The sequence below is a fragment of the Streptomyces sp. DSM 40868 genome, assembly GCF_011820545.1.
GTDB classification, from domain to species: domain Bacteria; phylum Actinomycetota; class Actinomycetes; order Streptomycetales; family Streptomycetaceae; genus Streptomyces; species Streptomyces eurythermus.
The window spans coordinates 7,215,921-7,229,604 of record NZ_CP050504.1 but is presented as its reverse complement, the minus strand read 5'-3'; the positions used below and the strand labels follow the sequence as shown (position 1 = coordinate 7,229,604).

The 13,684-nt window shown below is 73.4% G+C and carries 12 protein-coding genes; 2 read left to right on the top strand and 10 right to left on the bottom strand.

Annotated elements, in window-relative coordinates:
* Positions 1–128: 128 nt before the first annotated feature.
* The 3 genes from HB370_RS32740 to HB370_RS32730 all read right to left on the bottom strand — a co-directional run bounded on the left by HB370_RS32740 (position 129) and on the right by HB370_RS32730 (position 2,796).
* Entirely contained in the window at positions 129–1,292 is a 1,164-nt protein-coding gene (locus HB370_RS32740) for a glycosyltransferase family 4 protein (RefSeq protein ID WP_030788958.1), read from the bottom strand.
* Between the two features lie 5 nt (positions 1,293–1,297).
* Positions 1,298–1,696, bottom strand: a complete 399-nt coding sequence (locus HB370_RS32735; protein ID WP_030788961.1) for a 6-carboxytetrahydropterin synthase — start codon at positions 1,694–1,696, stop codon at positions 1,298–1,300.
* 110 nt (positions 1,697–1,806) lie between these two features.
* Complete coding sequence (locus HB370_RS32730) at positions 1,807–2,796, bottom strand: zinc-binding alcohol dehydrogenase (RefSeq protein WP_030788964.1); 990 nt, start codon at positions 2,794–2,796, stop codon at positions 1,807–1,809.
* A 107-nt stretch (positions 2,797–2,903) separates the two neighbouring features.
* Between HB370_RS32730 and HB370_RS32725 the strand changes: the two genes are divergently transcribed.
* Positions 2,904–3,668: a CDP-alcohol phosphatidyltransferase family protein gene (locus tag HB370_RS32725; protein ID WP_030788967.1), complete on the top strand. Its 765-nt coding sequence runs from the start codon at positions 2,904–2,906 to the stop codon at positions 3,666–3,668.
* A 159-nt stretch (positions 3,669–3,827) separates the two neighbouring features.
* Here HB370_RS32725 and HB370_RS32720 read toward each other — a convergent pair whose 3' ends face one another.
* The 7 genes from HB370_RS32720 to HB370_RS32690 form a co-directional block, all read right to left on the bottom strand.
* Positions 3,828–5,069 carry an MFS transporter gene (locus HB370_RS32720; RefSeq protein ID WP_030788969.1) on the bottom strand — a complete coding sequence of 414 codons (1,242 nt, stop codon included), beginning with the start codon at positions 5,067–5,069 and terminating at the stop codon, positions 3,828–3,830.
* Entirely contained in the window at positions 5,066–6,793 is a 1,728-nt protein-coding gene (locus HB370_RS32715; protein WP_030788971.1) for an ABC transporter permease subunit, read from the bottom strand. The genes HB370_RS32720 and HB370_RS32715 overlap by 4 nt, the downstream gene beginning before the upstream one ends.
* Positions 6,794–6,796: 3 nt before the next feature.
* Complete coding sequence (locus tag HB370_RS32710) at positions 6,797–8,290, bottom strand: ABC transporter substrate-binding protein (RefSeq protein WP_030788973.1); 1,494 nt, start codon at positions 8,288–8,290, stop codon at positions 6,797–6,799.
* An 80-nt stretch (positions 8,291–8,370) separates the two neighbouring features.
* Entirely contained in the window at positions 8,371–8,949 is a 579-nt protein-coding gene (locus HB370_RS32705; protein ID WP_051816039.1) for a GNAT family N-acetyltransferase, read from the bottom strand.
* Between the two features lie 229 nt (positions 8,950–9,178).
* Positions 9,179–10,369 carry an MFS transporter gene (locus HB370_RS32700; RefSeq protein ID WP_030788976.1) on the bottom strand — a complete coding sequence of 397 codons (1,191 nt, stop codon included), beginning with the start codon at positions 10,367–10,369 and terminating at the stop codon, positions 9,179–9,181.
* Positions 10,370–10,384: 15 nt separating this feature from the next.
* Complete coding sequence (locus HB370_RS32695; RefSeq protein ID WP_037702660.1) at positions 10,385–11,761, bottom strand: MFS transporter; 1,377 nt, start codon at positions 11,759–11,761, stop codon at positions 10,385–10,387.
* Between the two features lie 299 nt (positions 11,762–12,060).
* Positions 12,061–12,846 (bottom strand): FadR/GntR family transcriptional regulator, encoded by a 786-nt coding sequence (locus tag HB370_RS32690; protein WP_167345764.1) that lies wholly within the window; start codon positions 12,844–12,846, stop codon positions 12,061–12,063.
* A gap of 321 nt (positions 12,847–13,167) precedes the next feature.
* Here HB370_RS32690 and HB370_RS32685 point away from each other — a divergent pair, with 321 nt between their 5' ends.
* A complete protein-coding gene (locus tag HB370_RS32685; protein WP_157855632.1) occupies positions 13,168–13,671 on the top strand; it encodes an AsnC family transcriptional regulator in 504 nt (167 codons plus the stop codon).
* Positions 13,672–13,684 lie beyond the last annotated feature (13 nt).

Here is a 13,684-nt window from a genome sequence, read left to right as displayed (position 1 = left end):
GTCCCGTCTCTCTCCGCCCGCGCCCGCCTCTCGCACCTCCGCGCTCCCCGACCCGTCGGCCGGCGCCGTCGGTGGCTTCGGGGCTGATCGGGGCGTGGGTGTGCTGCCGGGCGGGGTTGCGGGGGTGTTCATGCCGGCCTCCTCGGTGGGTGCGGGAGGTGGTGGAGGACGGTGGCCAGGGTGCGGGCCGTGGTGGGCCAGCCGGCGAGCGTGGTGCGGCGGCCGCGGGCCGCGGCCTTGAGGCGGTGCCGTACGTCGGGGTCGGCGAACCAGCGGCGCAGCGCGGCGGCGAGCGCGGTGGGGTCCTCCGGCGGGACGAGGATGCCGGGCACCCGGCCGTCGGGGGCGCGGCCGACCGCCTCGGGCAGGCCGCCGACATCGGTGACGAGGACCGGGACGCCCCGGGCGAGGGCCTCGGTGACCGCCATGCCGTAGGTCTCGGCGCGGGAGGGCAGGACCACCAGGTCGGCGGCGGCGTAGGACGCGTCCAGGTCGGCGCCGGTGCGGGGGCCGGTCAGCCGCAGGCGGTCGGTGAGGCTGTGGCGGGCGGTCGACTGCCGTACCCGGTCCGCGTATCCGGGGTCCTGGCCGAGGCCGCCGACGCACTCGCAGGTCCACGGCAGGTCCCGGACCTCCGCGAGCGCCTCCACCAGCCGGTGCTGTCCCTTGCGCGGGGTCACGGCGGCCACGCACAGCAGCCGGGAGACGCCGTCGGTGCCGGGCGCGAGGGGCGCGATGTCGGCGCCGGGCGCGGCCACGTGCACCCGGTCGGGCGCGAGCCCGTGGTGGGAGACGAGCCGGCGGCCCGCCCAGTCGCTGGTGGCGATCACCGCGCCCGCCGCCCGCAGCACCGCCCGCTCACGGGTGTCGAGGGCGGCGGCGACGGCCGGGTCGAGGCCGGTCTCGTCGCCGAGCGGCAGATGGACGAGGACGGCGAGGCGCAGCCGCCCGGCCTCGGGCACGACGATCTCGGGGACACCGCACGCGACGAGGCCGTCCAGCAGGACGACGGCGTCGTCCGGCAGGTCCCGCAGCGTGCGGGCGAGGCGGTCGCGGGCGGGGCCGTCCGGGCGGGGCCAGCCGCCCGGGACGGCGTGCGGGGTGACCAGCCAGCCGAAGCCGGGCAGGTCCAGGCGGATCCGGCGGTCGTAGGCGTTGCCGCCGCTGGGCGCGGCCGGGTCGTCGACGCCGCCCGGCATCACGAAGTGCGCGGTGCGCAGGGACATGGGAACGGTCCGGGTGGTGTCCGGGGCGGCGGCCGGGCGGGGGCGGCGGCCGCGGCGCGCGGTCAGGCCGGTCACAGGGCGCGCTCGTAACTCGCCCAGGCGATGTGCGACTCGTGCAGGGTGACGGTGATCCCCGCGAGGTCCTTGGCGCCCTCCCCCAGCCCGCCCTTGGCGATCCGTTCGGCGAGCCGGTCGGCGATGACCTTGGCGAGGTACTCGGTGGAGGTGTTGACGCCCTGGAAGTCGGGTTCGTCGTCGAGGTTGCGATAGTTCAACTCGTCGACGACCGCGTGCAGTTCGCGGGTGGCCAGGCCGATGTCGACCACGATGCCGTCCTCGTCCAGCTGTGCGCGGCGGAACGTGGCGTCCACGAGGAACGTGGCGCCGTGCAGGCGCTGCGCGGGTCCGAAGACCTCGCCGCGGAAGCTGTGGGCGATCATGAGGTGATCGCGGACGGTGATGCTGAACAACGGACGACCCTCCCGGTGCGGCGCGTCTGGTCCCCCGCGCTTGCCCGGCGGGGGATGCCGTGTAGTACGGCTTGTCGCTTCCCCGTGTTCAGCCCTCTCTCACTCCGTTCTCAGGTCGGGCCGGTCCCGGTGTAGCGGATGCGGTGGCACAGGGCGGGCAGCTCGCCGGACGCCAGCTTCGGCAGGACGGACGGGAGTTCCTCGAAGGGGCTCTCGCCGGTGACGAGGGCGTCCAGCGCGGGGTCGGCGAGCAGGTCCAGGGCGAGTGCCATCCGGTCGGCGTAGGTGCGGCCGGGCCGGGCGGCCGGGGAGACGGTGCCGACCTGGCTGCCGCGCAGGGTGAGCCGGCGGGAGTGGAAGGCCTCGCCGAGCGGCAGGGCCACGGTCCGGTCGCCGTACCAGCTCAGTTCCACGACCGTGCCCTCGGGGGCGAGCAGGGCCAGGGAGCGGGTGAGGCCGGCCTCGGTGGCGCTGGCGTGCACGACGAGGTCACGGTCGCCGAGGGCGTCGGCGGGGCGGGCGAAGTCCACGCCGAGTGCCCGCGCGGTCGCCTCGCGGGCCGGGTCGGCGTCGACCAGCTGGAGCCGGACGCCGGGGAACCGGGCGAGCAGTGCGGCGACCGCGCAGCCGACCATGCCGCCGCCGACCACCGTGATCCGGTCGCCGATCAGCGGTGCCGCGTCCCACAGGGCGTTGACGGCGGTCTCCACGGTCCCGGCGAGGACGGCCCGTTCTGCGGGCACCCGTTCGGGCACCACGGTGACGGCGCTCGCCGGGACGACGTAGCGGCTCTGGTGCGGGTACAGGCAGAACACCGTACGGCCGGTCAGCGCGGCCGGGCCGTGTTCCACCACGCCGACACTGAGGTAGCCGTACTTCACCGGGCCCGGGAAGTCGCCCTCCTGGAACGGCGCGCGCATCACGGTGTGCTGGCTCCGGGGCACCCCGCCGCGGAAGACGAGCGTCTCGGTGCCCCGGCTCACCCCGGAGTACAGGGCACGCACCACGACCTCGTCGGGGGCGGGTTCGGGGAGGGTGACGTCGCGGAGTTCCCCGTGGCCGGGCGAGCGGAGCCAGAACGCGCGGGCGGCGCGGTGCATCGGCGTCCTCCTGAACGATCGGGAAGCTGTTCACGTACCGGGTGGTGCACAGGCCGCGCACAGTACGCGGCGCTGATCGACTCTGTCACTCGGCCGGAGGGTGTGCGGTGGCCCTGAACGACATGTACGACGCGAGGCTGCGGCAGGAGACGGCCGTGGGGGCGGGTGCGCAGGTGCTGCTGCTGGCGTCGCTCGGCCCGGTGACCGGTATGGGTCCGGCCGGCTGGCTGACCGGACTCGCCTTCGCGTTCGCCACCTGGGCGGTGCTCCGCCGTGCCGGGCACCGCTCCCGGCTGCGGTGCCTCGGGCCGGCGAACCGGGTCACGCTGGGCCGGGCCGGTCTGGTCGGCGGGGTGACGGCGCTGGTCGCGGACTCCTTCGCGAGCGCGCCGCCGGTGACGGTGCTGGTCGCCCTGACCGCGGTGGCGCTGCTGCTGGACGGCGTGGACGGCCGGGTGGCCCGGCGCACCGGCACCTCCTCGGCGCTGGGCGCGCGCTTCGACATGGAGGTGGACGCGGTCCTGATCCTGGTGCTCAGCGTGTACGTGTCGGCGCGGCTGGGGCCGTGGGTGCTGCTGATCGGCGCGATGCGCTACGCGTTCGTCGCGGCGGCCCGGTGCGCGCCGTGGCTGAGCGCGCCGCTGCCGCCGTCCTTCGCCCGCAAGACCGTCGCCGCCGCGCAGGGCGTGTGCCTGCTGGTGGCGGGCGCCGGACTGCTGCCGTATCCGGCGGACCTCGCGATCGTGCTGCTCGCACTGGGTGCGCTGGTGTGGTCGTTCGGACGGGATGTGCGGTGGCTGTGGTGCACCGCGCGGGCGGCGAGCGGGGTAGGGGCCGACGGGGCGCGCCTGCCGGAGCCGGCGGGGCGCTGAGCGGGGGTCAGGCCGGTCCGAGTGCCAGTGTCGAGCCGGACTCGAAACTGTTGGGATACGAACCCGGAGCCGGACTCGGACCGGTTCGGATACGGCCCCGGACCAGCCTGGTCCCGGTTCCCGTGCGGGGCTTGAGCCCGCGGCCGACCGCGGCCCGACTCAGGCCGGTTCGGGTGCCGTGTCGTGGGTGGGGCGTTGGCCGGGCAGGACCAGGATCGCCGCCAGGGGCACCGCCGCCAGGGCCGCCCAGGGCAGTGCCGGGGGCAGCCCGAGGTCGAGGAGCGCGCCGGAGGCCGTGCTGCCGAGCAGGACCAGCAGGCCGGAGACGGAGGACAGGGCACCGGTGTAGAGGCCGATGCGGCCGGGTTCGGCGAGGTCGGGCAGCCAGGCACGGGCGACCGGCGCGACCAGCATCTGCCCGGCGGTGAGCAGGACGACCAGGACGGCGAGCGGGGCCAGACCGGCCATGCCGGTGAGGCCGGCCGGGCGGGCCGCGGCGACGGCGGCGAATCCGGCGCCGGTCAGCAGCAGCCCGGCCGCCAGCGAGCGGCGCGGGGTGAGCCGGCGGCCCGCCCAGCGGGTGACGGGCAGTTGGGCGCCCACCACCAGCAGGGAGGACAGCGCGAACAGCCAGGCGACCGGCGCCTGGGAGCCGTAGGCGCGCCGTACTTCGGCGGGCAGGGCGAGGTAGAGCTGGTTGTAGGCGAGCAGTTGGGCGCCGTAGCCGCAACACAGGGCGAGGAAGCGGCGGTTGCGCAGCAGCGGCCCGAGTCCGCCGCGCACGGCGACGGGTTCGCGGCCGGGGATGTGCCGGGGCAGCAGGACGGCGTGCCCGGCGAGTACGGCGGTGAAGACGGCCGCGCCGGCCAGGCAGACGGTGCGGAAGTCGGCCGTCAGCAGCAGGGCGCCCAGCAGCGGGCCGGTGAAGGCGCCCGCCTGCCCGGCGACGGTGAACAGGGCCAGCACCCGGGCGCGCGGCCCGCCGCCGGCCTCCTCCCGCAGGACGGCCTGCCGGGCGACCTCCGACTCCACCGCCGGGGAGAACAGTGCGGCGGCGCAGCCGATCAGCAGGACGGAGCCGATCACCGACCAGGTCCGTTCGGCGTAGCCGAGCCAGGCGAACCCGGCGATGCGCAGCGCGCAGCCGGTGAGGACGACGGGCCGGACGCCGTACCGGTCGGCGAGGGCGCCGCCCACCACGAACAGCCCCTGCTGGCTGAAGGTGCGCAGCCCGAGGACGACCCCGACCAGCCAGCCGGCCATGCCGATCGCCGTGCCGAGGTGTTCGGCGAGGAACGGCAGCACGGCGAAGAAGCCGACGTTGAAGGCGAGTTGGGTGAGGATCAGCAGCCGCAGCAGCGGTGACAGCGGGGCCCGGTCGGTGCGCGGGGCGCTCATCATGCGGTCGACTCCCGTGCGGTCGGGGCTGGTTGGGCACGGTGGCGGCGCAGGGCGCCCGCGGAGGTCACCGCCAGCGCGCCGAGGACGGCGAGGACGGCGGCGGGGGCGAGGACGGCCCAGGGGGCGCGTTCGGCGTAGGGCTGGTTCTCGGCGAGCAGGCGGCCCCATTCGGGGGACGGCGGCTGGGCGCCGAGGCCGAGGAAGCCGAGCGCGGCGAGGGCGAGCGCGGTGCCGGGCAGCCGCAGCAGGGCGTGCCGGGTGACGGACGGGACGACGGCGGGCAGGAGTTCGTGGCGCAGCAGGTACCAGCGGCCGGCGCCGAGGGCCCGGGTGGCGGTGAGGTGGAGGGTGGCGCGTTCCTGGCGGAGCAGGGCGGAGGTGTGGGTGGCCAGCGGTGCCCAGGCGACGGCGGCGACGGCGAGCGCGGGGGTGGCCGGGCCGCCCCCGGTGACGGCGGTGACCAGCAGCGCGGCGAGCACGGGCGGCACGGCGTTGACGGTGTCGGCGAGCGGTCCGGACAGCCGGGGCAGCAGGCCGAGCAGCAGTCCGGCGAGCAGGGTGCCGGCGCTGATCGCGAGTGCGAGCAGCAGGGTGTCCAGGGCGCCGTGGGCGACCCGGGCGAGCAGGTCGCGGCCGAGCGCGTCGGTGCCGAACGGGTGCTCCCAGGACGGGGGCCGGAGGCGGGCGGTGGTGGTCAGGGCGAGCGGGTCGCGGGGCAGGCCGGCCGCGAGGACCGCGAGCAGCGCCCCGCCGAGCAGCAGCGGCGGGGTGCGGCGGACGGCCGGGGTGAGCCGGGGCGGGGCGGGCAGGGCGCCGTCGCGCAGGGCGGGGCCGGTGAGCAGCCGGACGGCGAGCCGGGCCGCGCCGGTGGCGAGCGCGGCGAGCAGCAGCAGGGCGAGGGTGCCGGCCTGGAGGACGGGCAGGTCCTGGGCGAGGGCGGCCTGGAGGGTGGTGCGGCCGAGGCCGGGGATGTCGTAGAGCTGTTCGACGGCGACGGCGCCGCCGGTCATGCCGACGACGAACAGGGCGGTGTTGGGCAGCAGTCCGGGCAGGCAGCGGCGTACCGCCTGGCGGGCGATGCGCGCCCGGGGCAGTCCGCGCGCGGCGGCGGCGCGCGCCCAGGGTTCGGCGAAGGCGCCGGGCAGCTGGTCGTCGAGGAGCCGGCCGAGGACGGCTCCGGCGGGCAGGCCGAGGGCGAGCGCGGGCAGCACGGTGTACCGGGGCCCGTACCAGCCGAGGGCGGGCAGCCAGCCGAGCTGGACGCCGACGACGGTGGCGAGGACGGAGGCGGTGAGGAACTCCGGCAGGGTGGCGAGCATCGCGGAGCCGGTGCCGCCGGGCCGGGTCCGGCCGCCCCGGTACAGGGTGCGGGCGCAGACCGCGGCGGCGGTGCAGGCGGCCACCAGGAGGGCGACCGCCATCAGCAGCAGGGAGGCGCCGAGCGCCTGTGCGACGACGGGTCCGGCCTCGGCCCCGGAGATCCAGGACCGGCCCGCGTCGCCGCGCGGCAGCCCGCCGAGCCACCGCCCGAGCAGCGTCAACGGCCCGGCGTCGAGGCCGAGCTGGTCGCGGATGGCGGCGAGTACGGCGGGGTCCGGGTCGCGGTCCTGGGCGCGGGCCTTGAGGACGGTGAGCGCGGGGTCGGTGCGGCTGAGCCAGGGCAGCAGGCCGATCCCGCACACCAGGGCGGAGGCGAGCGAGGCCCGCCACAGCACGGTCCGCACGGGTCAGCGCCGGGTGCCGGTGCCGATGAGGGTGCGCTCGTAGGGGTCGAGCAGCACGCCCTTGACGGAGCGGCCGACGCCGGTGATGACGCGCTGGTGGACCAGCGGTACGACGGAGTCGGTGCCGAGGATACGGGCCTCGGCGCGCAGTGCCGCGTCCTGCCGCTTGACGGTGTCGGCGGTGCGCTCGGCCTCGGCCACGGCCCGGTCGACGTCCTTGTCGCACAGCAGGGCCAGGTTGTAGTTGCCGGCGCAGGTGTAGTCGCCGGCGAGGATGGCGACCGGGTCGCCGGTGTCGACGAGGCTGTTGCGGGCGAGGACGAAGGCGTCGAACTTCCCGGCGAGGGCGTCGCTCTCCAGTCGCGCGTACTCGCGGACGACGAGTTCGACGCGGAAGCCGGCCTTCTCCAGCTGCTGCTTCAGCACCTGGGCGACCTCGGGGAGTTCGGGCCGGTTGTCGTAGGTGGCCAGGGTGATCCGGGTGCCGTCGGGCCGCTTCGGCACGGCCCTGCCGACCGGCACGGGGTGGCGGCCCTCGGCCCAGCCGACGGCGGGGCCGTAGATGCCGGTGCCGCGGTCGGCGTGGCCCTCGTAGACGTCCTCGGCGAGGGCGGAGGTGTCGACGGCGGCGCGGGCGGCGGCACGCAGCCGCGCGTCCTCGAACGGTCCCGAGCGGTGGTTGAGCAGCAGGCTGGTGGTGCGGGTGGTGGCGGTCTCCCGGCGGGTGTCCGGCTGGAGCGTGGCGGCCTGGGCGACGGGGACGGCTTCGGCGATGTCCGTGTCCCCGCTGCGCAGGGCGTTGGTGCGGGCGGTGCCGTCGGGGACGAAGCGGACGTCGATGCCGGCGGCCTGGGCGCGGCCGCCCCAGTAGCCGTCGTAGCGGTCGAGGGTCGCGGAGGTGGCGCCGGTGACCTTCTTCAGGACGAAGGGGCCGGTGCCGGCGCCGGCCGGGTCGACGTGGTCCTTGTCCCGGTAGGCCTTGGCGGAGAGCACGGCGAGGCCGGGACTGGACAGCCTCAGCGGCAGGATGGGGTCGGGCCGGCCGGTGCTGACGCGTATCCGGTGCCGGTCCAGGGCCTGGGCGGTGAGGGTCACTCCGGACAGGGCGGCCGGGGCGGGCCGGGCATGGGCGGCCCGGTCGAGGGAGGCGGCCACGGCGTCGGCGGTGACCTCGGAGCCGTCGTGGAAGGTGGCCTCGCGCAGGGTGAACTGCCACGTGCGGGCGTCCTGCCGGCGCCAGGAGGAGGCGAGGGCGGGGGCGGCGGCGCCGTTGCCGTCGAGCGCGGTGAGGCTCTCGGTGATGCCGAGCCGGCTCAGGATGGTGGCGTCGGCGCCGTACGGGGAGAGCCGTTCGGCGGGCGGGAAGGCGAGGGCGACACGGAGCCGCGAGCCGTCGGCGGGCTTGCCGTCGGCCTCACCGGAGGAGGCGAAGCAGCCGGCCAGGAGGGGCGTGGCGAGCAGGGCGGCGAGCAGGCGGGAAGGGCGCGGGGCAGGCATGGTCCTCGGTTCGTGCTGGGGTGGGGGGTGGCGTACGGCTGGTTCCGGACGGACGACAGGTTACATGGAAATCATTTCCATCAAGCCGCCGCGTGCCCGGGGGCGCCCACCGCGCCTCCGGTCCGCTTCAGGGGGATCTCGAAGTGCACGACGCTCTGGCCTCCCCCGGCATCCTCGCGTTCGTCGTGCACGACCGTGCCGAGCGAGCGCCAGAAGGGTTCGGCGCCGGGCACGGCGGGGTCGGTGTGCAGGTACACGGACCGGTAGCCGCCGTCCGCGGCGGCGAACTCCAGCAGCCGGGCCACGAGTTCGCGCGCGATGCCCCGGCGCCGGTGACCGGGGCGCACGTACACGCGGCGCAGTTGCGCGGTCGTACCGGAGGGGTACCGCTCGGCCAGCCGGGGCGGGTTCGGCGGCGACTGCGGGCCGCGCGAGTCCAGGGCGCCGGTGCCGACGACCTGCCCGTCCCCGTCCACGGCGACGAGCAGGGTGTGCCGGGCGGGCGCGAGGTAGTAGGCGGCCGGGTCCACGATGTCGGCGTGCCACCGGGGCACGTATCCGGTGCCGAAGTCGTGGTAGACGGTGTCGAGCATGACGGACCTCGCGCTGTCGAGGTCGTCGGCGGTCGCGGGCCTCACGCTATACATACGCACTTGCACATCATATGCATTAAGTGCGAGGTCATGATCACGGGGCGCGGCCTCCGGCCCCCTGAGCGAGACACCTTGACCGGGAGGCGGGGGCCGGGGCCCGGGCCTCAGGACACGGCGGTACCCGGGCGGGCCAGGTCGGCAAGACGGCGGCCCGCAAGGGCCCGGGCGGGTTGGAGGCCGGCAGGCAGGCATCGAACCCTCGGTGCCCGCCCGGGCGGTCCGCGTCGGCCGCGGCTTACGGAGCGGTGCTCGTGGCTTGCCGGGGCTGCGGGCCGGGAGCGGCCTGCTTGCGGTCGGCGGCGCCCGAGATGAGGGCGAGCACGAGACCACCGGTCGCGAGGGCGGCTCCGACCCCGTTGGGTGACGCGTAGCCGTAGCCCTGGTCGATGGCGAGGCCGCCGAGGAAGGCGCCGAGGGCATTGGCCACGTTGAAGGCGGAGAGGTTCGCGGCGGCGGCGAGGGTGGGAGCCCCGGAAGCCTTGTCCAGGATGCGCATCTGGAGAGCCGGGACGTTCGCGAAGCCGAACATGCCGAGGAGGAACAGGGTGACAAGGGCGAGGACCTTGTCGTGGGCGGTGAAGACGAACAGGACCAGCACCACGGCCATCGAGCTGAGGAAGACGTAGATGCTGCGCATGAGGTGACGGCCGGCGAAGCGGCCGCTGAGCAGGTTGCCCGCCGTCATGCCGAGGCCGAAGACGACCATGATGGGGGTCATGGAGCCCTCGTCGAAGCCGGCGACCTTGGTCATCATGGGAGTGATGTAGGTGAACGAGGCGAAGACTCCGCCGAATCCGAGCATGGTCATGCCCATCGCGATCCAGACCTGCGGGCTCTTGAACGAGGCCAGTTCCTGACGCAGGCCCACCTCGTCCGGTCGGCCCTCGTAGCGGACGAGGAGGAACACGCCCGCCAGCGCGACGAGGCCGATGCCGGCGATCGCCCAGAAAGTGACCCGCCAGCCGGCCTGCTGCCCGAGGAGGGTGCCGAGCGGCACACCGATGACATTCGCGAGGGTGAACCCTCCGAACATGATGGACATGGCTTTGGCCCGCTTCTCCGCGGGTACCAGGTCGGCGGCGACGACGGTGCCGACGCCGAAGAAGACACCCTGAGGGACGCCGGAGACCAGTCGGGCGATCATGAGTGTCGTGTAGTCGGGGGCCACGGCCGAGGCCACGTTGCCGGCGATGAGCAGGCCGATGATGGTGAGCAAGGTGACCTTGCGGGCCCAGCGGGTGGACAGCGCGGTCATCAGAGGCGCCCCGACGATGACGCCGATGGCGTAGCCGGTGATCAGGTTGCCGGCGGTCGGGATCGACACGTCGACACCGGTGGCCACGTCCGGGAGCAGGCCCATGATGGCGAACTCGGAGACGCCCACGGCGAACGCGGCGATGGCTAATGCGATGAGTGCGAGAGGCATGAGAGCGCGGTCTCTTTACGACGAAGGGACGGACAGGGCCAGAACTTCGGGTGGCGTCGGCTCGGCTCTCCGGCGGGGGGCTATGGCCACGACCAGGACCGCTGCGCCGACGAGGGCGCCCGAGATGACGAACATGGCTGTCTCGAATCCGCCTGTCGCGTCATGGATCCAGCCCGTCAGGTACGGAGCCGCGAATCCGGCGAGATTGCCGATGCTGTTCACCAGTGCGAGGCCCACGGCGGCCGCCGCCTCCGTCAGCCAGAGAGTCGGGATCTGCCAGAACGGTGGAATGGCGGAGTAGATGCCGACAGCGGCCACACTGAGGGCACCCACGATCAGGAAGACCGAGCCGAGGTGAAGGGCGACGCCGACACCGAGCGCGCCGACCAGGCAGGGCAGGGCCACGTGCCAGGCACGCTCGCCGGTGCGGTCGGAGTGCCGGCTCCACAGCAGCATGGCGATGGTGGCGAAGGCGCAGGGAATCGCCGTGATCAGTCCGACCTCGAACGGCGAATAGTGCGTGCCGAAGCGCTGCTGGAGACCTTCGATGACTTTCGTGAGGAAGAAGCTGATGGCGTAGAAGCCGTAGATGATGCCGAAGAAGACCGCGATGAGGCCCAGGACACGCGGGTTCTTGAGGACATCGCGACCTCGTACGTGAGCCTTGCTCGCGCGCGTGGCGGCCCTGTCCTTCTCGATGATGAGGGCCAGCCGGTCCGCCTCGTCCGGGGTGAGCCAGTGCGCACCGGCGGGCCGGCTGGGAAGATACTTGATCACGACGAACGCGAGGGTGACCGCGGGGAGCCCTTCGACGAAGAACATCACACGCCACGGTTCGATATCGCCGATCCGCACGTACTGGAGTATCAGCGCGGAGAGCGGCGCACCCAGGACGGTCGCCAGCGGAACGGAGAGGAAGAAGAGAGAGAAGACCCGGGCGCGTTCACGGGCCGGGAACCAGTAGGTGAGGTAGAGCAGGATGCCGGGGAAGAAACCCGCTTCGGCCACGCCGAGCAGGAACCGGACGGCTATGAAGCTCCGCTCGCCCTGCACAAAGGCCGTGCCGATGACCACCAGGCCCCAGCTGAGGATGATGCGGGTCAGCCATACACGGGCACCCAAGCGATGCATCATCACATTGCTCGGTACTTCGAACAGGAAGTAGCCGATGAAGAAGATGCCGGCACCCAGACCGTAGGCGGCCGAGGTCAGTGCCAGGTCGTTGCTCAGCGGCGTGGCCGCGAATCCCACGTTCACGCGGTCCACGTAGTTGACGAAGTTCAGCAGGATGAGGATCGGGACGAGTCGGACCGTCACTTTCCGGATGACGGCGCGGTCTGCCGGGCTCCGTTGCGGGCCCGTGCCGGTTCTCTCGGTGCTCTGAACGGCCATTCTCTCTCCATGCTCGGAGCGGACGCGGCCCTATGCGCGGCATGGACCCCCGTGGTAGCCAATCGCTCACATTACTACACTCCTACTGAACACCTGTCCAGTTGAAGTGCTAATTTTTAGGCATCTGGAGAATCGACGGGAGGTCACCGGCGGAGCCGGCCCGGCCGGGTAGCCGACGCGGCCGGGCGCGGGAGCGACCGGAAGCGGTGGGCTTTGCGTTTTCGTTGCACGAGCGGGGCGAGAGGATGACCGGCCGCCCCCTGGCACCCACTTGACACGTGATGCTGGTCAGACCAGCATCAGGACAGCAGGTCCGCAGTGAACAGGGGGAGGGGCGGATGCTTGCGACCCTGGCCGAGTGGATAGCACTCGAGTATGTCGCCCGCCGCGCGGTCGCCGGCCCGACGGGAGTCCCCCTCCGCGATCGCATCGAGAATCTTCTGGTGGCGGCTGACGTAGTCCCGCATCACGGTGCCGCGGTCCTCGGACTTCGTCAGGAGGTCTCCGATCAGCTGCTTCACCGCCGACCTGCAGCCACTGGAGCACATCGCGATCAGGCGGTTCCCGGACGCCTCCGCGACCGCGTGATGGAAGGCGGCGTCGGCCTCGCCAAAGGCGACGGGGTCTCCGTCGATCAACTCCCTGAGGGCATCCTGCCGTTTGCGCATCTCGGCCAGATGCTCCTCCGTGCGGTGGGCCGCCGCGAGCGAGGCCGCCGTGCTCTCCAGGAACACCCTGAACTGCACCAGGTCGTCGACCGCGTTGTGAAACCGGGAGGTCGAGAGCAGGGCACGACGGAACGGAGCCTCACTGGGCTCCTGGATGCGCCAACCGCCGGTGGGGTCGTTGGGGTGCGAGACGAGCAGCCCGTCGCCGACGAGTTCCTGTATCGCCTCTCGTACGGTCGCACGGCTGACGCCGAGCCGTTTGGAGAGTTCCCGCTCCGACGGAAGGCGATCGTTCACCTTCAGTTCCCCGCTGGCCAAAGCTCGTTCGATCTCCACGACGACCACGCGCGACGCACGGGTCCTGACGCTTGCGATCTTCGCGGTTCCAGCTGTTTCGACCTTGTCGGAGCGAGGCATTCTGCTGATCCACCCTAAGGGCTGTCTTGGTGCCTGGCAAAGGCCCACTTGGCCGTCAGATCCTGCCCAGACTACGGGCATCAGCTCACGCCAGGAACATCTCCGGGCATTCCGCTTTCGTCGCGGTCTTCCGCGGCCGGGACGGCAGCGACCACAGCAGCGAGGCCTCACCAGGCGTCTGCAAGCATATGTAAGGAGTTCACCATGGTACGTCCCCTGTCAGAAACGATCAACTTACCGGCACCGCCGCAGGGCGGGACCGTGCCGGCCGGCCGGCACGCATCAGGGCCCGCGGCGCGGTGCGCCCCCTCGCGTGATCGCGTGGACGCGCAGGACCGTTCGATCGTCTCCCTGCTTCTCCGCAATCCCAGGCTCAGCTCCGAATCCCTCAGCCGCGCGCTCAATATGACACCTCGTCAAGTCGACACGAGCATCGCCCGGCTGGAGCGGATCGGTGCCCTTCGCGGCTGTCGGGCCGTGGTCTCCTCCGCGATCTCCGATGTGGACCCGGGTGCCCGCGCCGGTGGGACCGGGACGTTCCTCGCCGTGACCGCGGTGCGGTCCGCCGAGTTCACCGAGGCTGTCCAGAGCCTGGGGCACGGCGACAGCCTGACCGTGCACACGGTGGCCGGGCGGTGCAACACCGTCATCCGGATCAGCGGATCCTGCGAGATCCGGTCCGACGTGACGCGGCTTCTGGACGACGGCCGCCCCCAAGGACAGTTGTCCGGGCGACTCGAGGTCGCCGTGGTCCAGAAGCGCTACGACAAGGTGCACGGCCCGCGGCACCACAGGGCGGTGCCGACCGACTCCCTGGTGCGGTAGGGACGGTCCGCTC